The 20425-nt window shown below is 70.2% G+C and carries 21 protein-coding genes; 18 read left to right on the forward strand and 3 right to left on the reverse strand.

Going from position 1 to position 20425, the window contains the following annotated elements; genetic code table 11:
- Positions 1-6: 6 nt before the first annotated feature.
- Positions 7-1530, forward strand: coding sequence for a M1 family metallopeptidase (locus AB0G28_RS01485; protein WP_361081842.1), 1524 nt, complete (start codon positions 7-9; stop codon positions 1528-1530).
- Positions 1531-1552: 22 nt separating this feature from the next.
- Positions 1553-1996 (forward strand): DUF3592 domain-containing protein, encoded by a 444-nt coding sequence (locus AB0G28_RS01490; RefSeq protein WP_361081844.1) that lies wholly within the window; start codon positions 1553-1555, stop codon positions 1994-1996.
- 258 nt (positions 1997-2254) lie between these two features.
- Here the strand turns inward: AB0G28_RS01490 and AB0G28_RS01495 are convergent, their stop codons facing one another.
- Together AB0G28_RS01495 and AB0G28_RS01500 are read right to left on the reverse strand one after the other, a co-directional pair.
- Positions 2255-2812: a GNAT family N-acetyltransferase gene (locus AB0G28_RS01495; RefSeq protein ID WP_361081846.1), complete on the reverse strand. Its 558-nt coding sequence runs from the start codon at positions 2810-2812 to the stop codon at positions 2255-2257.
- Between the two features lie 30 nt (positions 2813-2842).
- Positions 2843-3673, reverse strand: coding sequence for an inositol monophosphatase (locus AB0G28_RS01500; protein ID WP_361081848.1), 831 nt, complete (start codon positions 3671-3673; stop codon positions 2843-2845).
- Between the two features lie 177 nt (positions 3674-3850).
- Between AB0G28_RS01500 and AB0G28_RS01505 the strand changes: the two genes are divergently transcribed.
- Together AB0G28_RS01505 and AB0G28_RS01510 are read left to right on the forward strand one after the other, a co-directional pair.
- Positions 3851-4921, forward strand: coding sequence for a glycosyltransferase family 1 protein (locus AB0G28_RS01505; RefSeq protein WP_361081850.1), 1071 nt, complete (start codon positions 3851-3853; stop codon positions 4919-4921).
- Between the two features lie 3 nt (positions 4922-4924).
- A complete protein-coding gene (locus AB0G28_RS01510) occupies positions 4925-6028 on the forward strand; it encodes a glycosyltransferase family 1 protein (protein ID WP_361081852.1) in 1104 nt (367 codons plus the stop codon).
- Positions 6029-6032: 4 nt separating this feature from the next.
- Here the strand turns inward: AB0G28_RS01510 and AB0G28_RS01515 are convergent, their stop codons facing one another.
- Positions 6033-6494 carry a MarR family transcriptional regulator gene (locus tag AB0G28_RS01515; protein WP_361081854.1) on the reverse strand — a complete coding sequence of 154 codons (462 nt, stop codon included), beginning with the start codon at positions 6492-6494 and terminating at the stop codon, positions 6033-6035.
- 53 nt (positions 6495-6547) lie between these two features.
- Between AB0G28_RS01515 and AB0G28_RS01520 the strand changes: the two genes are divergently transcribed.
- From AB0G28_RS01520 to nuoK, 14 genes are all read left to right on the forward strand, one after another.
- Positions 6548-7099 (forward strand): DUF4386 domain-containing protein, encoded by a 552-nt coding sequence (locus AB0G28_RS01520; RefSeq protein WP_361081856.1) that lies wholly within the window; start codon positions 6548-6550, stop codon positions 7097-7099.
- A 9-nt stretch (positions 7100-7108) separates the two neighbouring features.
- The gene (locus AB0G28_RS01525; protein WP_361081858.1) at positions 7109-7798 is read left to right on the forward strand and encodes a class I SAM-dependent methyltransferase; all 690 of its coding nucleotides are present in this window, start codon (positions 7109-7111) and stop codon (positions 7796-7798) included.
- Positions 7799-7808: 10 nt separating this feature from the next.
- Positions 7809-9095 carry a geranylgeranyl reductase family protein gene (locus AB0G28_RS01530; RefSeq protein WP_361081860.1) on the forward strand — a complete coding sequence of 429 codons (1287 nt, stop codon included), beginning with the start codon at positions 7809-7811 and terminating at the stop codon, positions 9093-9095.
- A gap of 466 nt (positions 9096-9561) precedes the next feature.
- The gene (locus AB0G28_RS01535) at positions 9562-9981 is read left to right on the forward strand and encodes an NADH-quinone oxidoreductase subunit A (RefSeq protein ID WP_176173391.1); all 420 of its coding nucleotides are present in this window, start codon (positions 9562-9564) and stop codon (positions 9979-9981) included.
- Between the two features lie 4 nt (positions 9982-9985).
- Positions 9986-10534, forward strand: coding sequence for an NADH-quinone oxidoreductase subunit B family protein (locus tag AB0G28_RS01540; RefSeq protein ID WP_361081862.1), 549 nt, complete (start codon positions 9986-9988; stop codon positions 10532-10534).
- Positions 10535-10538: 4 nt separating this feature from the next.
- Entirely contained in the window at positions 10539-11288 is a 750-nt protein-coding gene (locus AB0G28_RS01545; RefSeq protein WP_361081864.1) for an NADH-quinone oxidoreductase subunit C, read from the forward strand.
- Between the two features lie 144 nt (positions 11289-11432).
- Positions 11433-12812, forward strand: a complete 1380-nt coding sequence (locus AB0G28_RS01550) for an NADH-quinone oxidoreductase subunit D (protein WP_361081866.1) — start codon at positions 11433-11435, stop codon at positions 12810-12812.
- A complete protein-coding gene (gene nuoE / locus AB0G28_RS01555) occupies positions 12809-13666 on the forward strand; it encodes an NADH-quinone oxidoreductase subunit NuoE (RefSeq protein WP_361081868.1) in 858 nt (285 codons plus the stop codon). Before AB0G28_RS01550 ends, nuoE begins: the two co-directional genes overlap by 4 nt.
- Positions 13666-14946, forward strand: coding sequence for an NADH-quinone oxidoreductase subunit NuoF (gene nuoF / locus AB0G28_RS01560; protein WP_091303921.1), 1281 nt, complete (start codon positions 13666-13668; stop codon positions 14944-14946). Before nuoE ends, nuoF begins: the two co-directional genes overlap by 1 nt.
- On the forward strand, positions 14943-17414 hold the full coding sequence (locus tag AB0G28_RS01565; RefSeq protein WP_361081870.1) for an NADH-quinone oxidoreductase subunit G: 2472 nt from the start codon (positions 14943-14945) through the stop codon (positions 17412-17414). The genes nuoF and AB0G28_RS01565 overlap by 4 nt, the downstream gene beginning before the upstream one ends.
- Positions 17411-18760, forward strand: coding sequence for an NADH-quinone oxidoreductase subunit NuoH (gene nuoH, locus AB0G28_RS01570; protein WP_361081872.1), 1350 nt, complete (start codon positions 17411-17413; stop codon positions 18758-18760). The genes AB0G28_RS01565 and nuoH overlap by 4 nt, the downstream gene beginning before the upstream one ends.
- Positions 18747-19271, forward strand: a complete 525-nt coding sequence (gene nuoI, locus AB0G28_RS01575) for an NADH-quinone oxidoreductase subunit NuoI (protein ID WP_361081874.1) — start codon at positions 18747-18749, stop codon at positions 19269-19271. The genes nuoH and nuoI overlap by 14 nt, the downstream gene beginning before the upstream one ends.
- Positions 19268-20128: an NADH-quinone oxidoreductase subunit J gene (locus AB0G28_RS01580; protein WP_361081876.1), complete on the forward strand. Its 861-nt coding sequence runs from the start codon at positions 19268-19270 to the stop codon at positions 20126-20128. The genes nuoI and AB0G28_RS01580 overlap by 4 nt, the downstream gene beginning before the upstream one ends.
- On the forward strand, positions 20125-20424 hold the full coding sequence (gene nuoK, locus AB0G28_RS01585; protein ID WP_091303926.1) for an NADH-quinone oxidoreductase subunit NuoK: 300 nt from the start codon (positions 20125-20127) through the stop codon (positions 20422-20424). Before AB0G28_RS01580 ends, nuoK begins: the two co-directional genes overlap by 4 nt.
- Position 20425: the final 1 nt, after the last annotated feature.

Below are 20425 nucleotides of genomic sequence, written 5' to 3' on the forward strand. Positions count from 1 at the left end.
ATTCGAATGCGTGCAAGAACGCGCACCGGCCTCGGTGCGCTCGCGGCCGGCGTCGTCTCGGTGCTGCTCGCCGGCACCGCGAGCGCGGCGCCCTCGCCCGGCGCCCCCGGCGTCGGCGACCCGTACTACCCGAACGCCGGCAACGGCGGCACGGACGTGCTGCACTACGACATCCGGCTGACCTACCAGCCCGCGACCGACCTCCTGTCGGGCACGACGACGCTGCTGCTCACCGCCACGCAGGACCTCTCGCGGTTCGACCTCGACTTCGCGCTGAAGGCGTCGAGCGTGCGCGTGAACAACCGGCCGGCTCAGTTCACGAACCAGACCGGCAACGGCGAGCTCGTCATCACGCCGGCGCAGCCGCTGCTCAAGGGCCAGACCGCGACGGTCGTCGTCGCCTACTCGGACACGCCGTCGACCGAGACGGTGGACGGCCTCAACGCGTGGAAGAAGGGCTCCTTCGGCGCGCTCGGCATCGACGAGCCGCAGAGCTCGGCGTGGTGGTTCCCGGCCAACGACCACCCGACCGACAAGGCCACCTACGACGTCTCCATCGAGGCGCCGGACGACAACGCGGCGATTTCCAATGGGACGCTGGTCCGCAAGACGAAGCAGCGCGCGGGCTGGACGCGCTGGCAGTGGCGCAGCACGAAACCGCAGGCCACGTACCTGACGTCGTTCATCGTCGGCAAGTACGAGGTCATCGAGTCGACGACCCCCGACGGCAAGCCGTTCATCACGGCGTACGGCGCCGACCTCGGCGACTCGCTTGGCGCGGCGAAGGCCAGCGTCGAGCGCACGCCGGAGATCGACGAGTTCCTGGCGACGCAGTTCGGGCCGTACCCGTTCGAGGCCGAGGGCGGCGTCGTGACCAGCGGCATCGGCTTCTCCCTGGAGAACCAGACGCGCCCGACGTACGGCGCGCGCAACTTTCGCGCGGGTTCGAACACGACGTTGATCGCGCACGAGAACGCCCACCAGTGGTTCGGCGACAACGTCTCGCTGGGTCGCTGGAGCGACATCTGGCTGAACGAGGGCTTCGCGTCCTACGCGGAGTGGCTGTGGTCGGAGCACGAAGGCGAAGGCACGGTCGCGGAGCTGGCGCAGTACACGTACGACTCGAACGCGGCGGACGCGCCGCTGTGGAAGCTCGTCCCGGCCGACCCGGGCGCGGACAACCAGTTCGACAACGCGGTGTACGACCGGGGCGCGCTGACGCTCCAGGCGCTGCGGACCGCTGTCGGTGACCAGGCGTTCTTCGCCATCTTGAAGACGTGGCAGGCTACGAAGGCCGGGAAGGACGGGCGGATCCTGGAGTTCATCGCGCTGGCGGAGAAGATCTCGGGCAAGCCGCTGCACGACCTGTTCCAGACGTGGCTGTACACGGCGGGCAAGCCCGCGGTGGGCCCGAACGGCGCCGCTGCTCTTGCGGCCCGTGCGGCCTCGGCCTCGGCTTCGGTGAAGCCGAAGTCGTACGACCAGATCCAGGCGAACCACCGGTTCCTCGCCGCGGCACACGCGGGCTGAGCGGGACCGCTACGCTCGCGGCGTGAGCACGAAAGGTGAGCGGGCGAGGCGCGCCGGGTGGTGGATCACCCTCGGTGTCGCCTCGCTTCTCACCGTGATGTGCGTATGCCTGCTCTTCGCGGCGATCCGCAACGACGGAGCGATCTCGGCCCAGCTCGGCACGGCGACGGCGACGGTGGACTCGGTGGCGTTCGACCGCACGATCATCCACTTCGAGACCCCGGACGGGATCGTCCACAGCCCGGCCAACGGTGTGCTGTACCCGGATGGGTTGGCGGCTGGTCAGCTGGTTCGCATCGAGTACGACGCTTCGGATCCGGAGCTGGCTCGGGTGGCCGGGCGGTCGGCGACGAATACGTTGTTGCCGCTGGGGAGTTTCGTGTTCTTCACCTGGCTGGTGGCTGGGCCCGCGTTGTGGTGGATTCGGCGGCAGAACAAGCGTGCGCGGGCTGAAGTAGCGGCCTGACCAGCTGAGCGCCCACCACCCCGAAGCCGCAATTGTGACTACGGACGGCGGTACCGCGTCAAGGCGGGAAAGCGTGCCTTGACCCGGCACCGCCGTCCGTGTTCTGGCTTCGTATCGGGGTTGCGGGAGGGGACTGGGTGGAGCGCAAGTTGTGCTTCAGCGTGCGGTTCGCGGTGGTTCGGCTGCGCCGGTTGCTGGGTGCGGCCGGGTCCTGAGGTCGCGAATGAGTCATTGGGGACCTCCCGCGTCTCGAATGAGTCATTCGCGACCCGCCAGCCACCGGTGTCGCGTGATCTCGTACTCAACCTCGCCCTGGTCCGCGCCTTCTACCGGGTCGTCGTACTCTGCGGCCGAAACGAACGCCCGGGCGAACGTCAGCCCGGCCGAGGCCATCGTCGCGCGGGATGGGGTGTTCACCGCCATCGTCTGGGCGAAGATGCGATCCAGCCCCAGTTCCTCGAAGCCGTACCGGATGATCTCCAGTGAGCCTTCCCGGGCGTACCCCTGACGCCAGTGGCGACGCAGCAGGCGGTACCCCAGCTCCGCTTCGCCTTCGGCGTAAGGCTGGTCCGGGCCGTTCGGTGGGCGCAGGAGCCACCAGCCGACGAAGTCCTCGCCCGCGAAACCCACCCAGAAGCCGAACCCCTGCGTGGTCGCCATCCGGCGGGCATGCGCCCGCGTGACCTCCTCCCGGGTCGCGGCCCGGCCGGTCAGGTAGCGCATCACCGCCGGGTCGGAGTCCAGCTCGTACTCCAGCTCGAGGTGCTCGTCGGCCAGCGGCACGAGCGTGAGCCGCGGGGTGCGAAGCGTCGGCATGTCCCGATCTTCACAGCGCGCGCAACTCGATTAGCCCGCCGTCTCCTGCCACCAGCCCAGCACCTCGTCCGCCACGCCCGGTGCCGCGACCAGCAACCCGTCCGTCGGCAACGCCGCGTCCTCCCCGTGCTTGTCCAGCACCACCGCCCCCGCCTCGATGGCCATCGCGACCGATCCGGCCACGTCCCACTCGTGGTAGCTGTGCAGCACCGCCGCCGCCGCGTGGCCCAGCGCCACCTGGGCGATCGACAACGCCGCCGACCCCAGCACCCGGACCCCCGCGTGCGCCGCCGCCGCCCGCTCGATGAACCCGCCCATACCCGGCCACGGCCCGGTGCGGGCCAGTTCCGTGCAGACCAGCGCCCCCGCCGTCACGCAGCGGTCCGCCAGCTTGATCGGCTTGCCGTTCGCGCGGGCCCCCCGGCCGCGCGCCGCGGCGTAGATCTGGGCGCGGTACGGGTCCGCGACCACCCCGACCACCGGGCCCGCCGCGTCGACCAGCGCCAGGCTGTAGGCGCACCACGGCACCCCCGCGACGTAGTTCGCCGTGCCGTCCACCGAGTCGACCACCCAGCGGTACTCGGCGACGTCCGCGCCGTGGTCGGCGCCGAACTCGTGGCCCACCACCGGGATGCCCGGGAACTCCGCGGTCAGCACGCGCCGGGTGTGCCGCTCCAGGATCCGGTCGGTGTCGGTGACCCAGTCGAACGGCGAGTCCAGTGTCGAAGGGTGGGCGCCGCGGCCGGCGGTCGCGGTGATCACGTCGGTGGCGTCGTTGGCCAGCCGCCCGGCCACTTCGAGCGCCCTCGACAGCAGGCCGGGCTCGACGGGCCGCGGCGGCCGGGAGGACAAGAGGGTCATGCCTGCTTAGTCTGGGCCCCGCTGGTTTCCGGGACACGACCTTGAGATGACATGTCGTAGCCGATCTGTTCCGGCAGCGTTGGCTCTCATGTCACACGTGCGCCAGGATCGGGTGCGATCGTCCAAGGTGTGCGAGTCGCCATAGTCACCGAAAGTTTCCTGCCCCAGGTGAACGGCGTGACCAACTCCGTCCTGCGGGTCGTCGAGCACCTGCGCGAACGCGCGCACGACGTGCTGATCATCGCCCCTGGTCCCGGCCCGGACTCCTACCGCGGCGCGCCGGTCGTCCGGATCCCCGCGCTCGACGTCCCCGGGGTCAGCTCCCTGCCGATCGGCCTGCCGACGCGCACGGTGCTCAACGCGCTCACCGCGTTCGGCCCGGACGTCGTGCACCTGGCGTCGCCGTTCGTCGTCGGTGCGCGCGGGCTCGCCGCCGCCCGGCGGCTGAGAGTGCCGTCGATCGCCGTCTACCAGACCGACATCGCCGGGTTCGCCGCCGCATACGGCTTCGGCATCGCCGCGCGCGCCGCGTGGCGGTGGGTGCGGCGGCTGCACTCGCGCGCCGACCGGACCCTCGCCCCGTCCAGCGACTCGGTCGAGCAGCTGAAGCTGCACGGCGTGCCGCGGGTGCACCGGTGGGCCCGCGGCGTCGACATCGAGCGGTTCTCCCCGGCGCACGCCGACCCGGCACTGCGGGCCGAGCTGGCGCCGGACGGCGAGCTGCTCGTCGGGTTCGTCGGCAGGCTGGCGCCCGAGAAGGAGGTCGACCGGCTCGCCGCGCTGGCCGGGGTGCCCGGCATCCGCGTGGTCGTCGTCGGCGACGGGCCCGAGTTGCCCGCGCTCAAGGAGCAGCTGCCGGACGCCGCTTTCCTCGGCGCGAAGTACGGCGAAGAGCTCTCCACGGCGTACGCGAGCCTCGACGTCTTCGTCCACACCGGCCCGCACGAGACGTTCTGCCAGGCGGTGCAGGAAGCGATGGCCTCCGGCTTGCCCGTGCTCGCGCCGGACGCGGGTGGCCCGAAGGACCTCGTCCTGCCGGGCCGCACCGGCTACCTGCTGCCCGCGGACCGCGAGCAGTTCGGCCCGGCGCTGGTCGCGAAGGTCGACGATCTGCGGGACGCGGCGCTGCGGGCCCGGCTCGGCGAGAAGGCACGCAAGGTCGTGCTGGGCCGCACCTGGCCCGCCGTCTGCCGGGAACTGATGGGGCACTACGAAGCCGTGCGGGTCCGGGCCGCCCGCGCGGCCTGAGACGTGCACATCGTCCAGCTCGCGAACTTCTACGGGCCGCGTTCGGGCGGCCTGCGCACGGCGTTGCACCACCTCGGCGCCGGGTACGTCGCGAGCGGCCACCAGGTGACGCTCGTGGTGCCGGGCACCCGCTACGCCGACGAAGTCCTGCCGACCGGTGTCCGCCGGTTCTCCTTGCCCGCGCCCAAGATTCCCGGCACCGGTGGCTACCGCGCCGTCGACCCGCAGCGCGTCCGCGCGGTGCTGCGAAGACTCGAACCGGACCGCCTGGAGGTGTCGGACCGGCTGACCCTGCGGGGGATGGGTGGCTGGGCGCGCCGCCACGGCGTCCCCAGCACGGTCATCTCCCACGAGCGCCTCGACCGCCTGCTGGAGCAGTTCCTGCTGCCCGAGCCGGTGGCGCGCCGCGTCGCCGACGTCGCGAACCGGCGGATGGCCGCGAGCTACGACACGGTCGTCTGCACGACGGCGTTCGCCCGCGCGGAGTTCGACCGGATCGCCGCGCCGAACGTCCGCCGCGTGCCGCTCGGCGTCGACCTCGCGACGTTCCGGCCCGCCCGGCGCGACGACGGCTGGCGCGCCGACCTCGCCGACGGCGCGGACACGCTGCTCGTCCACTGTGGACGGTTGTCGCCGGAGAAGCACGTCGAACGCAGTGTGGACACCATCGCTTCGCTGACCGAGGCCGGCGCGAAGGTGCGGCTGGTCGTGGCGGGCGACGGGCCGCGACGGCGTGCTCTGGAACGGCGGGCACGCGGCCTGCCGGTGACGTTCCTGGGGTTCCTGTCGGGCCGCGACGACGTCGCGCGGCTGCTGGCCAGCGCCGACGTGTCGCTCGCGCCGGGCCCGCACGAGACCTTCGGGCTCGCCGCCTTGGAAGCACTGGCGTCCGGGACGCCGGTGGTGGTGTCGGCGTCGTCGGCGCTGCGGGAGATCGTGCGGCCGGGGTGCGGCGAAGCGGTCGACGACCACGCGCCGGCGTTCGCCTCGGCGGTGACGAACCTCCTGGAGCGCCCGGAAGACGTGCGCCGGGCGGCGGCGCGGGCCCGCGCCGAGGAGTTCACCTGGCCCGCCGCAGTGGCCGGGATGCTGGCCACCTTCCGCTGAGCCGTCAGGGGCTCTTGAGGCGGAGATAGCCCGGGTGGACGCCCGGGGTGAGCTCCTGCTCGTCGGCGATCTTGGTCAGCAGCGCGTGCAGGTTCGCGCGTTCGTCTTCGGTGAGCGCGGCGGTCAGCGCGCGCTCGTGGGCCATCGACGTCAGGGCGATGCGGCTCATCAAGGCCCGGCCGTCTTCGCTCAGTTCGAGGGCGTAGAGCCGCCGGTCCCCGGGGTTGCGACGTCGCTCGATCAGGCCGCGCTTCTCCAGGCCGTCGACCAGCGCCACCAGGCGCGTCGGCTGGGTGCCGAGCTGGGCCGCGATCGCCTGCTGGCTCTGGCCCGGCCGCGTCGCCACCAGCCGCAGGAGCCCGACCTGCGCCGGGGTCAGGTCCAGCTCCGCGATCCGCTCGGCGTACCGCTGCGCCGCGTGGGCGCCGACCTGGGCGAGCAGGAACGCGCTGCCGAAACCGTGCATGAGCGAAACCGTAGTCGTTGACAATCGATTACACCAGTGTAATCGTTTATGGTATGAAACGAATCGCAGTCGTCGCCTACGGCCTGTTCACCGTCGCCGGGGGAGTCCTCGGTGCCGCCGGGATGCGTCCCGGCTCGTCCGCCGCCGAAGTCGCGGCCTACAACCAGAGCCACCAGTTCCTGGTCCAGCTGCTGGCCCTGGTGGTCTTCGGCGCCGGGCTGTCCCTCGCGGCCTGGACGGCGGCCGAGAGACCACCGGCGCTCGGCTTCGCGGGCGGCCTGCTCGCCTCGGGCTCGCTGCTCCTGAGCGGCCTGGCCATGTGGACGGCCGCGCAGAACGCCGACCCTGCCGTCGCCCGCGCCTTCACTTCGTTGTCGTTCGCTGCGGGAGCCTTCGGGTTCGCGGTGCCGCTGGCGCTGCTGATCGCGGCCGTCGCCCGGCTCCAGGTCAGGTGGCTGGCCATCACCGGTTACGTGATCGCCGCGCTGGCCGCTCTCTCGGCGTTCGGCATGCTGACCGACGTGCTGTACCTGTTGATCCCGGTGGGACGCTTCGGCGGCCTCATCTGGCTGGTGCTGGCAACCTTCACAAAACCCCGGGACTAACCTCAAGCCATGTCACGCGCAAGCCTGGACAAGGACCCGCACGAAGTCGCCGCGATGTTCGACGGCGTCGCGTCCGGGTACGACCGGGCGAACTCGTTCATGACCTTCGGCTTCGACCGGCGCTGGCGCACCACCACCGCCCGCGTGCTCGACGCCCGCCGCGGCGAAAAGGTCCTGGACCTCGCCGCCGGCACCGGGGTGTCCACCGTCGAGTACGCCCGCGGTGGCGCCTGGTGCCTGGCCGCGGACTTCTCCTTCGGCATGCTCCGCGCCGGGCTGCACCGCAAGGTGCCGATGGTCGCCGCGGACGCGCTGAACCTCCCGTTCGCCGACGAGAGCTTCGACGCCGTGACGATCTCGCTGGCGCTGCGCAACTTCGTCGACCCGAAGGCCGCGCTCACCGAGATCGCCCGCGTGGTCAAGCCGGGCGGCCGGCTGGTGATCTGCGAGGTCTCGACGCCGCCGTTCGCGCCCATCCGGTTCGTCCACCGGCGGTTCGTCCTCAAGCTGCTGACCTGGGTCGGCAGCCGGACGTCGTCGAACCCCGAGGCGTACAAGTACCTGGCCGAATCGATGCTCACCTGGCCCGACCAGCGCGCGCTCGGCGAGATCATCGCGAGCGCGGGCTGGACCGACGTCGAGTGGTTGAACCTCACATTCGGGGTCGTGGCGATCCACCGCGCGCGAAAGCCTGCCTAAACTCGCGCGTATGACGCGACGCACCGCAGATCAAGACGCCGAGGTCATCGTCGTCGGCGCCGGACCCGCTGGGGCCACCGTGGCCACCTACCTGGCCCGCGCGGGCGTCGACGTGCTGCTCCTGGAGAAGACCGAGTTCCCCCGCGAGAAGGTCTGCGGCGACGGCCTGACCCCGCGTGGCGTCAAGCAGCTGATCGACCTGGGCATCGACACCAGCGAAGACGCGGGCTGGGTGCACAGCCGCGGCCTGCGGATCCTCACCGGCGACCTGACGCTGGAACTCGACTGGCCCGACCTGACGAGCTACCCGCCGTACGGCGTTTCCCGCACCCGCCACGACTTCGACGACCTGCTCGCGAAGCTCGCGGTGAAGGCCGGCGCGCGGCTGTACGAGCGCACCACCGTCACCAGCGCGATCACCGACGCGAGCGGGCGCGTGGTCGGCGTCGAGGCGAAGGTCGGGCCGGAGAAGACGCCGGTGCACTACCGCGCGCCGCTCGTCCTGGCCTGCGACGGCGTCTCCGCGCGGCTCGCGCTGAGCGTCGGCATCCAGAAGAACGAGAAGCGCCCGATGGGCGTGGCCGTGCGCCAGTACTACAAGAGCCCGCGCCACGACGACCCGTTCATCGAGGGTCACCTCGAGCTGTGGGACCGCTCCGACCCGCGGAACCCCAAGCTGCTCCCGGGCTACGGCTGGGCGTTTCCGCTCGGCGACGGCACGGTCAACGTCGGCCTCGGCATGCTCTCGACGTCGGCGTCGTTCCGGAACACCGACTACCGCGCGCTGCTGCGCCAGTGGCTCGACGGGACGCCGGAGGAGTGGGGCTACCGCGAGGAGAACGCGATCGGCAAGGTCGGCGGCGCCGGCCTCCCGATGGGCTTCAACCGCACCCCGCACTACCGCGACGGCCTCCTGCTGCTCGGCGACGCCGGCGGCATGGTCAGCCCGTTCAACGGCGAAGGCATCTCGGCCGCGATGGAGTCCGCGCAGATCGCCGCGGAGGTCGTCGTGCAAGCGCTCGCGCGGCGGGAAGGGCCTTCGCGGGAACGGGCGCTGGAGGCGTACCCGCGGGCCGTGGGCGAGCTGATGGGCGGCTACTACGCGCTCGGCAACGTCTTCGCGAAGATCATCGGCAAGCCGAAGATCATGCACGCTTGCACCAAGTACGGGCTGCGCATCAACAAGATCCTTCCGTTGGTCTACAAGGGCTTGTCGGGCTGCTACGACGCCAAGGGCGGCGACGGCGTCGACCGCCTCATCGCCGCGCTGGCCAAGGTGACCCCCAGCCCGCGCTGACGCTTCCCGAGGACGGCACTTTCCCGTGAAAGTGCCGCTCTTCTCGCGCGCGGACACACGAGTGGCCTAACAAGTTGGCCGTGCGGTCAGTGGGATAGCTCACACGCCGAAGTCCGGATTGTCCCGGCGAGGAACGATCTTGAAGTGCCTTCGCGCAGGTCGCGCGCGCGGCGTTGCCGACCCGTGACAACGATGGCGGCCGAAGTTAGGCGACCCTTATAACACGGGGGCCTAGGGACAAGAGTGTGAGTCGCGTCCTAGACTCCCCCCATGCTTTGTGAATCGCTTCACATCCGCGACGAGTGGCTTGTGAACTATTTCACAAGCAGAGTTCGGTCCAGCCACGGGCCGTAAGGAGACCCTGACCCTCGGCGGTGTGACCCAGCTCCCTTAGGGTGCCGACGAGGCCAAGCGGTTCCCACCACAAGCACAACCGCAGCGGCGCGGAAAGGATGGCGAAGACCCCGTGCTGACGTTGCTGACCCGGACCGACACGGTGCAGCTGGCGCAAGAGGCCCCGAGCCTTAAGCCCTACCTGCCCATCGTGATCTTGTTCGTCCTGGCTCTCGGTTTCGCCGTGCTGTCGGTCCTGCTCGGGCCGCTCGTCGGCCCCAGCCGGTACAACAAGGCCAAGCTGGCCGCCTACGAGTGCGGCATCGAGCCGTCCCCGCAGCCGCTCGTCGGCGCCGGGCGGATGCCGGTGGCCTACTACATCACCGCGATGCTGTTCATCCTGTTCGACATCGAGATGGTCTTCCTCTACCCGTTCGCCGTGCAGGCGGACGCGCTGGGCACGTTCGGCCTGGTGGAGATCCTGCTGTTCATCGCGACGGTCGGCTTCGCGTACGCCTACGTGTGGCGGCGCGGCGGCCTGGATTGGAACTAGACCCATGGGCCTCGAAGAGAAACTCCCCAACGGCATCCTGCTGGCCAGCCTCGAAGGCCTCGTCAACTGGGCGCGCAAGAACTCGCTGTGGCCCGCCACCTTCGGTCTCGCCTGCTGCGCGATCGAGATGATGACGGTCGGCGGTTCCCGCTACGACATCGCCCGCTTCGGCATGGAGCGCTTCAGCGCGACGCCGCGGCAGGCCGACCTGATGATCGTCGCCGGCCGCGTCACCCAGAAGATGGCCCCGGTCCTGCGCCAGATCTACGACCAGATGGCCGAGCCGCGCTGGGTCCTCGCGATGGGCGTCTGCGCCTCCTCCGGCGGCATGTTCAACAACTACGCCGTGGTCCAGGGCGTCGACCACATCGTGCCGGTCGACATGTACCTGCCCGGCTGCCCGCCGCGGCCGGAGATGCTGCTGGACGCGATCCTCAAGCTGCACGCCAAGATCCAGGACGAGCCGATCAACGCCCGCCGCGCCGCCCTCCGCGCGGCCAGCGGGGCGCGCACCGAGCTCGTCGCGTCGTCGATCAAGTACGCGAAGAAGTAGAGCGATGACTGAGAACCCCCAACCCGGCGAAGAGCAGTCCAGCGCCGAGCGAGCCGAAACCGGCCTGACGGCGAAGGGACCGGGCTCGGCGGAAGCCGTCGTCACCGGCCGCGAACGCCAGGGCATGTTCGGTGTCCACGGCACTGGTGACACCTCCGGCTACGGCGGCGTCCGGCTCCCGGCGTACAGCCCGGCGCCGGCCGAGCGCCCGTACGGCGGCTGGTTCGACCAGTTCGCCGACGAGTTCTACGCCGCGCTGGCCGAGCGCAAGATCCCCGCCGAGGCGATCCTGCAGACGACGGTCGACCGCGGCGAGATCACCTTCTACGTCGCCCGCGAGCACCTGCCCGCCATCGCGAAGACGCTCCGCGACGACGGTGGCCTCCGCTTCGAGCTGCTGTCGTCGGTGTCCGGTGTGGACTACGGCGTCGACGTCCCGCAGCGGCTGCACGCGGTCTACCACTTCACGTCGCTGACCTACCGGCGCCGGATCCGCCTCGAGGTCACCCTCGACGTCGAGGACGCGCACGTGCCGTCGCTGGTGGAGATCTACCCGACCGCCGACTGGCAGGAGCGGGAGGCCTGGGACATGTTCGGCATCGTCTTCGACGGCCACCCGGCGCTGACCCGGATCCTCATGCCGGACGACTGGGACGGCCACCCCCAGCGCAAGGACTACCCGCTCGGCGGGATCCCGGTCGAATACAAGGGCGCGGAGATCCCGCCGCCGGACCAGCGGAGGTCGTACTCGTGAGCACCGAGAACGCCTTAGCTCGAAGGGCGCGGAGATCCCGACAGTGTCAGCACCAGCGGAGGTCGTACTCGTGAGCACCGAGAACGCCTTGGCTCGAAGGGCGCGGAGATCCCGACAGTGTCAGCACCAGCGGAGGTCGTACTCGTGAGCACCGAGAACCTTTCCGACGTCACGACCGGTACTTCGACCACCGAGACTGGCAGCGACAGCACCGACGACGTCAGCTACGCCGATTCCCGCGACACCACCGAAGGCCGCGTCTACACGGTCTCCGGCGGCGACTGGGACGACGTCATCTCCGACGCGGCGCACGACGAGCGCATGGTCATCAACATGGGCCCGCAGCACCCGTCGACGCACGGCGTGCTCCGGCTCGTGCTGGAGATGGAGGGCGAGACCGTCACGCAGCTGCGGTCGGTCATCGGCTACCTGCACACCGGCATCGAGAAGAACTGCGAGTACCGGACCTGGACCCAGGGCGTCACCTTCGTGACGCGCATGGACTACCTGGCCCCGCTGTCGACGGAGATGGCGTACTGCCTCGGCGTCGAGAAGCTGCTGCAGATCGAGGCCCCGCGCCGCGCGCAGCTGCTGCGCGTGATGCTGCTGGAGATCAACCGGATCGGCTCGCACCTGGTCTACATCGCCACCGGCGGCATGGAGCTCGGCGCCACCACCGCGATGACGCTCGGCTTCCGCGAGCGCGAAGAGGTGCTGCACCTGCTGGAGCACCTGACCGGCTTGCGGATGAACCACGCGTTCATCCGCCCCGGCGGCCTCGCGCAGGACATGCCGGCCGACTACCACGAGAAGGTCAGCGAGTTCATCAAGACGATGAAGAAGCGCCTTCCGCTGTACGACAAGCTCTTCACCGGCCAGCCGATCTGGCGCAACCGGCTCAAGGGCGTCGGGTACCTGCCGGTCGACGCGTGCCTCGCGCTCGGCGTCACCGGCCCGGTGCTGCGGTCGGCCGGCCTGCCGTGGGACCTGCGCAAGACCGAGCCGTACTCCTGCTACGACGAGTTCGAGTTCGACGTCCCGGTCGACAACGGCGCCGACTGCTGGTCGCGCTACCTGATCCGGGTGCACGAGATGCACGAGAGCCTCAAGATCATCGAGCAGTGCCTCGAGAAGCTCGAGCCGGGCCCGGTCATGGTCGAGGACAAGAAGATCGCGTGGCCGGCTCAGCTGTCCATCGGCAGCGACGGCATGGGCAACTCCCTGGAACACGTCAAGAAGATCATGGGCCAGTCCATGGAGTCCCTGATCCACCACTTCAAGCTGGTCACCGAGGGCTTCAAGGTCCCGCCGGGCCAGGTCTACGCGGCGGTCGAGTCGCCCCGCGGCGAGCTGGGCGCGCACCTGGTCTCCGACGGCGGCACCCGGCCGCTGCGGGTCCACGTGCGCGAACCGAGCTTCGTGAACCTGCAGTCGATGCCCGCCATGGCCGAAGGCGGCCTGGTCGCCGACGTGATCGCCGCCATCGCCTCGATCGACCCCGTCATGGGGGGAGTGGACCGATGACCACAGCAGTTCCCGAGCCCGGCCCGGACTACGCCGCGACGACGCACGCGGCGGCTTCGGCCGACACCGACGTCGTCGCCATCGCGCCGGACCCGGAAGTGGCCGCCGGCATCATCACCGAGACGCCGCTGGAAGACATCTTCGACGCGGACATCCACGCCAAGGCGCAGGACCTGATCGCGCGCTACCCGATGTCCCGCTCGGCGCTGCTGCCGATGCTGCACCTCGTGCAGTCGGTGCAGGGCTACGTCAGCCAGGAGGGCATCGCGTTCTGCGCGAAGCAGCTCGACCTGTCCGACGCCGAGGTCAGCGCGGTCGCGACGTTCTACACGATGTACAAGCGCCGCCCCTGCGGCGAGCACCTCGTGAGCGTCTGCACCAACACGCTGTGCGCGGCCATGGGCGGCGACGCGATCTACAAGAAGCTCCAGACGCACCTCGGGTCCGAGGAGAAGCCGCTGGGGCACAACGAGACCGCGGGCACGCCGAACGAGCCGGGCTCGATCACCCTCGAGCACGCCGAATGCCTCGCGGCCTGCGACCTCGCGCCGGTCATCCAGGTCAACTACGAGTACTTCGACAACCAGACCGAGGAGAAGGCCGTCGCGCTGGTCGACGCGCTGCAGGCGGGCAAGAAGCCGGCCCCGACGCGCGGTGCCCCGCTGACGAACTTCAAGGGCGCCGAGCTGCAGCTCGCCGGGTTCTTCCCGGAGGACGAGCGCACCTACCGCCGGGACGTCGACGGCCCGTCGCAGGCCATCGAGACGCTGCGGGGCGCGAAGCTCGCGCAGGACCGCGGCTGGGTCGCGCCCGCCGCGCAGGACGTCCCGCTGCCAGAAGTGGAGAAGAAGTAATGGCTGACCCCATCACTCCGGTTCTGACGAAGCGCTGGCTGTCGCCGAACTCCTGGACGATCGGCCAGTACGAGGCCCTCGAGGGCTACACCGCGATCCGCAAGGCCCTCGCGGGGACGCCGGAGCAGCTCGTCCAGCTGATCAAGGACTCCGGCCTGCGCGGCCGCGGCGGTGCGGGCTTCCCGGCCGGCATCAAGTGGTCGTTCATGCCGCCGAACTTCGACAAGCCGCACTACCTGGTGATCAACGCCGACGAAGGCGAACCCGGTACCTGCAAGGACATCCCGCTGATGATGGCGGACCCGCACTCGCTCATCGAGGGCTGCATCATCGCCTCGTACGCCATGCGGTCCAACCACTGCTTCATCTACGTCCGCGGGGAAGCGCTCCACTGCATCCGCCGCCTCAACGCGGCCGTGCGCGAAGCCGAAGCGGCGGGCTACCTCGGCGAGAACATCCTCGGCTCCGGCTTCGACCTCAAGATCACCGTCCACGCGGGAGCGGGCGCGTACATCTGCGGCGAGGAGACGGCGCTGCTCGACTCGCTCGAGGGACGTCGTGGCCAGCCCCGGCTCAAGCCGCCGTTCCCCGCGGCCGCCGGTCTCTACGCCGCGCCGACCACGGTGAACAACGTCGAGACCATCGCCAGCGCGCCCTACATCGTCAACGCCGGCTCCAGCTGGTTCCGCGAGATGGGCCGCGAGAAGTCGCCCGGCCCGAAGATCTACTCGATCTCCGGCCACGTCGAGAAGCCCGGCCAGTACGAGTGCCCGCTCGGCACCACGCTGCGCGAGCTGCTCGACATGGCGGGCGGCATGAAGGACGGCATCCCGCTCAAGTTCTGGACCCCGGGCGGCTCGTCCACCCCGATGTTCACCGCCGAGCACCTCGACGTTCCCCTGGACTTCGAAGGCGCGGCGGAAGCCGGGTCGATGCTGGGCACCACCGCCGTCCAGGTCTTCAACGAGACCGTGTCGGTGCCGTGGGCCGTGATGAAGTGGACCCAGTTCTACGAGCACGAGTCCTGCGGCAAGTGCACGCCGTGCCGCGAAGGCACGTACTGGCTGGCGCAGATCCTCGAGCGGATGGTCGAGGGCCACGGCACCGAGGAGGACATCGACACCCTCCTCGACGTCTGCGACAACATCCTCGGCCGGTCGTTCTGCGCCCTCGGCGACGGCGCGGTGTCGCCGATCCAGAGCGGCATCAAGTACTTCCGCGAAGAATTCCTGGCTCTGTGTGAGTCGAACAAGCGCGAACTGGTGGGAGCGCAGGCATGACGATCGCGCCCGACAAGCCCGAGACCACCGAGACGCCGGTCCCCGAGGGCCACGTCAAGCTGGTCATCGACGGCGAAGAGGTCATCGCCCCCAAGGGCGAGCTCCTCATCCGCACGGCCGAACGCCTCGGCACGGTCATCCCGCGGTTCTGCGACCACCCGCTCCTCGACCCGGCGGGCGCCTGCCGCCAGTGCCTGGTCGAGGTCGAGATGGGCGGCCGGCCGATGCCGAAGCCGCAGGCGTCCTGCACGATGACCGTCGCCGACGGCATGGTCGTCAAGACGCAGCTGACGTCGCCGGTCGCGGACAAGGCCCAGCAGGGTGTGATGGAGCTGCTGCTCATCAACCACCCCCTGGACTGCCCGATCTGCGACAAGGGCGGCGAGTGCCCGCTGCAGAACCAGGCGCTGGCGCACGGCCGCACGGACTCCCGGTTCGTCGACACCAAGCGGACGTTCCCGAAGCCGCTGCCGATCTCGACGCAGGTGCTGCTGGACCGCGAACGTTGCGTGCTCTGCCAGCGCTGCACCCGGTTCTCCCGCGAGATCGCCGGCGACCCGTTCATCGAGCTCCTCGAACGCGGTGCCCACCAGCAGATCGGCACCGCGGAGACGGCGGACGTCCTGGACATGGCGTCGCGGACGACGTCCGGCCAGCCGTTCCAGAGCTACTTCTCCGGCAACGTCATCCAGATCTGCCCGGTCGGGGCGCTCACCAGCGCGGCCTACCGCTTCCGGTCGCGGCCGTTCGACCTGGTGTCCTCGCCGAGCGTGTGCGAGCACTGCTCGTCCGGCTGCGCCGAGCGCACCGACTTCCGGCGTGGCAAGGTCCAGCGCAAGCTGGCCGGCGACGACCCGGAGGTCAACGAGGAGTGGATCTGCGACAAGGGCCGGTTCGCCTTCCGCTACACGACGGCCGAGGACCGCATCCGGCGTCCGCTGGTCCGCAACGCCGAGACCGGTGAGCTGGAAGAAGCCTCCTGGACCGACGCGCTGCGCATCGCCGCGGCGGGTCTCACCGAGGCCCGGTCGAACGGCGGTGTCGGCGTCCTGCCCGGCGGCCGGCTGACCGTCGAGGACGCCTACGCGTACTCGAAGTTCGCCCGCGTCGCCCTGCAGACCAACGACGTCGACTTCCGCGCCCGCCCGCACTCGGCCGAGGAACTCGCGTTCCTCACCTCGCACGTCGTGGGTGTCACGCCGGACTCCGGTGTCACCTTCGGCGAGATCGAGCGGGCCCGCACGGTCCTGTGCGTCGCCGTCGAGCCCGAGGACGAGGCGCCGATCGTGTTCCTGCGGCTGCGCAAGGCGGCCCGCCGGAACAAGACCCGCGTCGTCCACTTGGGACAGTGGACGACGTCGTCGGTGCGCAAGACGTTCGGCGAGCTCCTCGCCTGCGTCCCCGGCCAGGAAGCCGCCGCCGTCGAGGGCATCGCCAAGCACGCGCCGGACCTCGACGAGGCCCTGCGCGGCGAAGGCGCCGTCGTCCTGGTCGGCGAGCGCGCCGCCGCGATCCCCGGCCTCTTCTCGGCCCTGCACGACCTGGTGGAGCGCACCGGCGTCCGGCTCGCGTGGATCCCCCGCCGCGCCGGCGACCGGGGTGCCCTGGAAGTCGGCTGCGTGCCGTCGCTGCTGCCCGGTGGGCGGCGCGTGGGTGACGACGCGGCGCGCGTCGCCGTCGAAAACGCTTGGGGCGTCCCGATCCCGGCGACCCCGGGCCGCGACACGACCGACATCCTGCTGGCCGCCTCGGCCCGCGAGCTGGGTGGCCTGGTCGTCGGCGGTGTCGACCCGTACGACCTGCCGGACCCGGACCTCGCGCTGCGCGCGCTGGACGCCGCCGGGTTCGTCGTCAGCCTCGAACTGCGCCACAGCGCGGTGACCGAACGCGCGGACGTCGTGCTCCCGGTGGCCGCGTCGGACGAGAAGGCGGGCAGCTACCTCAACTGGGAGGGCCGCACCCGCCCGTTCGACGTCACCCTCGAAGGCACCGGCGCCCTGCCGGACTGCCGGGTGCTCGACACCCTCGCCGTCGAGATGGACGCGGACCTGTTCACGCAGACGCCGGCCGCCGCGCGGGGCGACTTCGAGAAGCTCGGCCCGGCTTCGGCGCTGCGCTGGACGCACGTCGCGGCCGAAGTCGCGTCGCCCGCGACCCCGGGTGCCGGCCAGGCGATCCTGTCGACCTGGCGCCAGCTCATCGACAACGGATCCCTGCAGGACGGTGAGCCGCACCTCAAGGGCACCCAGCGCACGCCGGTCGCGCGGCTGTCCGCGAAGACCGCCGAAGGGCTGGGCACCACCGTGAAGGTGAGCACCGAACGCGGCGCGATCACGCTGCCGGTGGAGATCGCCGACCTGCCCGACGGCGTCGTGTGGCTGCCGGGCAACTCCGACGGCTCCGCCGTGGCCAAGACGCTCGGCGCCGGGCACGGCGCCGTCGTGAACCTCGCTGGAGGTGGGCAATGACCCCGCTGCTGACCGAAGCCGCCGTCGGCAGCGTCCCCGACGCGGCGACGCGGGCGGCGCTGCTGGCGGACGACCCGTTGTGGCTGATCCTGCTGAAGTCCGTGGTCATCCTGCTGATCGGGCCGATCCTGACGATCTTCCTGATCGTCTGGGAGCGCAAGGCGGTCGGCCGGATGCAGAACCGGCCCGGCCCCAACCGGGTCGGCCCGGGCGGCTACCTGCAGTCCCTGGCGGACGCGATCAAGCTGCCGTTCAAGGAACAGATCATCCCGGACACCGCCGACCGCAAGGTGTACTTCCTCGCGCCGGTGCTCTCGGCGGTGCCCGCCCTGATCGCGCTGTCGGCCATCCCGTTCGGGCCGGTCGTGTCGATCTTCGGCGAGCGGACCGTGCTGCAGCTGCTCGACCTCCCGGTCAGCGCGCTGGTGATCCTGGCCTGCTCCTCCATCGGCGTCTACGGCATCGTGCTCGCCGGCTGGTCGTCCGGCTCGCCGTACCCGCTGCTCGGCGGCATGCGCAGCGCGGCGCAGGTGATCTCCTACGAGATCGCGATGGGCTTGTCCATCGTCGCGGTGATCCTGCAGGCCGGGTCGCTGAACCTGGCCGACATCGTCGGCGCGCAGCACAAGGTGTGGTTCCTCTACCTGGTCCCGAGCTTCGTGATCTACCTGATCTCGATGGTCGGCGAGACCAACCGCGCCCCGTTCGACCTCCCGGAGGCCGAGTCGGAGCTGGTCGGCGGCTTCCACACCGAGTACAGCTCGATGAAGTTCGCGATGTTCTTCCTCGCCGAGTACGTCAACATGGTGATCGTCTCGGCGTTCGCGACGACGTTGTTCCTCGGCGGCTGGATGGCCCCGTGGCCGCTGTCGCTGATCGGGAACAACGTCCTCAACACCGGCTGGTGGCCGGTGCTGTGGTTCTTCGCGAAGATGTTCATCCTGCTGTTCGGGTTCATCTGGCTGCGCGGCACGCTGCCCCGCCTGCGCTACGACCAGTTCATGCGGCTGGGCTGGAAGGTCCTGGTCCCGCTGAACCTGGTGTGGATCGTCATGGTGACCTTCGCGAAGGTCATCACCTGGAACACCGCGACCATCATCATCGCCGCGGTCGCGATCTTCATCGTCGTCGCGCTGTTCTTCTACGTCCGCGCCGCGGGTCGCGAAGAAGAGAGCGAGTCCATTCCGGTGACCGGCGGCGGTTTCCCGGTCCCGCCGCTGGACCTCAAGGTCCCGCAGACCACCCCGCGTCAGAAGGCTTTGGCCAAGGCCGAGGCGAAGGCGGCCCGCCGCAAGCCGGCGGCCGTCGGTACCGCAAAGGAAGGAGCGCAAGATGGGGTTTCTTGATCCCGTCAAGGGCTTCGGCGTCACCTTCGGGATGATGTTCAAGAAGGTCGCCACCGAGGAGTACCCGGAGGCCGGCGCGCCGGCCGCGCCGCGGTACCACGGTCGGCACCAGCTGAACCGCCACCCGGACGGCCTCGAGAAGTGCGTCGGCTGCGAACTGTGCGCGTGGGCGTGCCCGGCGGACGCGATCTTCGTCGAGGGCGGTGACAACACCGAAGAGGCGCGGTACTCGCCGGGTGAGCGGTACGGCAAGGACTACCAGATCAACTACCTGCGCTGCATCGGCTGCGGTCTCTGCATCGAGGCGTGCCCGACGCGGTCGCTGACGATGATCAACTTCTACGAGCTGGCCGACGACGACCGCCAGCGGCTGATCTACACGAAGGAGGACCTGCTCGCCCCGCTGCTGCCCGGCATGGAGCAGCCGCCGCACCCGATGCGGCTCGGCGAAAACGAGCAGGACTACTACGTGAACGGCCCCGAGCTGGCACGCGGGGAGGTCTCGAAGTGATCTCCGCGGTTTTGGCGGCGGCGCCGAACGCGTCGGCCGGGGTTTCCACCGGCGAGGCCATCGCGTTCTGGGTGCTCGGCCCGGTCTCGCTGCTCGGCGCGCTCGGCATGATCTTCTCCCGCAACGCCGTCCACTCGGCGTTGTGGCTGGTGCTGACCATGCTGAGCCTGGGCGCGCTGTACATGATCCAGTCGGCGCCGTTCCTCGGCTTCACGCAGATCATCGTCTACACCGGCGCGATCATGATGCTGTTCCTGTTCGTGCTGATGCTGGTCGGCCGCGAAAGCTCGGACTCGGTCGTCGAAGTCCTCCGTGGACAGCGGCTGGCCGCGACGGTGCTCGGCATCGGGCTCGCCGCGCTGCTGGCCACCGGCATCTACCGGGCGCTGGAGAACGTCACCCCGGCGATCCCGCTGGACTCGGCGACGCCGGCGGGTGGCGGGCCGAAGGGGCTCGGCAAGCTGATCTTCACCGACTACCTGTTCCCGTTCGAGCTGACGTCGGCGCTGCTCATCACCGCCGCCATCGGCGCGATGGTGCTGGCCTTCACCGACCGGCACGCCAAGGGCGGCAAGCTCTCGCAGAAGGAGCTCGTGCTGCTGCGCTTCCGCGGCGAGCACGACCGGCCGTCGCCGCTGCCCGGTCCGGGTGTCTTCGCCACGGCCAACTCCGTGGCCACCCCGGCCCTGCTGCCGGACGGCTCGGTCGCGCCGGAGTCCCTGTCGGCGATCATCGAGTCCACCTCGGCGATCGAGCTGGCGAAGGAACGCAAGCTCATCGCGGACGAGGGCCCGAAGCCGGACGCGCACGCGCTGGTCGGTTCCGAAAGTTCCGAATCCGAGGGGGAGAAGAAGTGACCCCGACGTACTACCTGCTGCTGTCGGCGCTGCTGTTCGCGCTCGGCGCGGTCGGCGTGCTGGTGCGGCGCAACGCGATCGTCGTGTTCATGTGCATCGAGCTGATGCTCAACGCCGTGAACCTGTCGCTGGTCACCTTCGCCCGGATCAACGGCGGGCTCGACGGCCAGGTCATGGCGTTCTTCGTCATGGTCGTCGCGGCCGCCGAGGTCGTGGTCGGCCTGGCGATCATCATGGCCATCTTCCGCACCCGGCGCTCGGCCTCGGTCGACGACACCAACCTGCTGAAGTACTAGG

This window comes from Amycolatopsis sp. NPDC021455, assembly GCF_040640995.1.
Classification (GTDB): Bacteria; Actinomycetota; Actinomycetes; order Mycobacteriales; family Pseudonocardiaceae; genus Amycolatopsis.

Coding starts and splice junctions, on each gene's coding strand:
- nuoE (WP_361081868.1), top strand. CDS start 12,809: ATGACCACAGCAGTTCCCGAGCCCGGCCCGGACTACGCCGCGACGACG.
- nuoH (WP_361081872.1), top strand. CDS start 17,411: ATGACCCCGCTGCTGACCGAAGCCGCCGTCGGCAGCGTCCCCGACGCG.
- AB0G28_RS01495 (WP_361081846.1), bottom strand. CDS start 2,812: ATGCCGACGCTTCGCACCCCGCGGCTCACGCTCGTGCCGCTGGCCGAC.
- AB0G28_RS01565 (WP_361081870.1), top strand. CDS start 14,943: ATGACGATCGCGCCCGACAAGCCCGAGACCACCGAGACGCCGGTCCCC.
- AB0G28_RS01545 (WP_361081864.1), top strand. CDS start 10,539: ATGACTGAGAACCCCCAACCCGGCGAAGAGCAGTCCAGCGCCGAGCGA.
- AB0G28_RS01530 (WP_361081860.1), top strand. CDS start 7,809: ATGACGCGACGCACCGCAGATCAAGACGCCGAGGTCATCGTCGTCGGC.
- nuoF (WP_091303921.1), top strand. CDS start 13,666: ATGGCTGACCCCATCACTCCGGTTCTGACGAAGCGCTGGCTGTCGCCG.
- AB0G28_RS01485 (WP_361081842.1), top strand. CDS start 7: ATGCGTGCAAGAACGCGCACCGGCCTCGGTGCGCTCGCGGCCGGCGTC.
- nuoI (WP_361081874.1), top strand. CDS start 18,747: ATGGGGTTTCTTGATCCCGTCAAGGGCTTCGGCGTCACCTTCGGGATG.
- AB0G28_RS01515 (WP_361081854.1), bottom strand. CDS start 6,494: ATGCACGGTTTCGGCAGCGCGTTCCTGCTCGCCCAGGTCGGCGCCCAC.
- AB0G28_RS01500 (WP_361081848.1), bottom strand. CDS start 3,673: ATGACCCTCTTGTCCTCCCGGCCGCCGCGGCCCGTCGAGCCCGGCCTG.
- AB0G28_RS01520 (WP_361081856.1), top strand. CDS start 6,548: ATGAAACGAATCGCAGTCGTCGCCTACGGCCTGTTCACCGTCGCCGGG.
- AB0G28_RS01525 (WP_361081858.1), top strand. CDS start 7,109: ATGTCACGCGCAAGCCTGGACAAGGACCCGCACGAAGTCGCCGCGATG.
- AB0G28_RS01540 (WP_361081862.1), top strand. CDS start 9,986: ATGGGCCTCGAAGAGAAACTCCCCAACGGCATCCTGCTGGCCAGCCTC.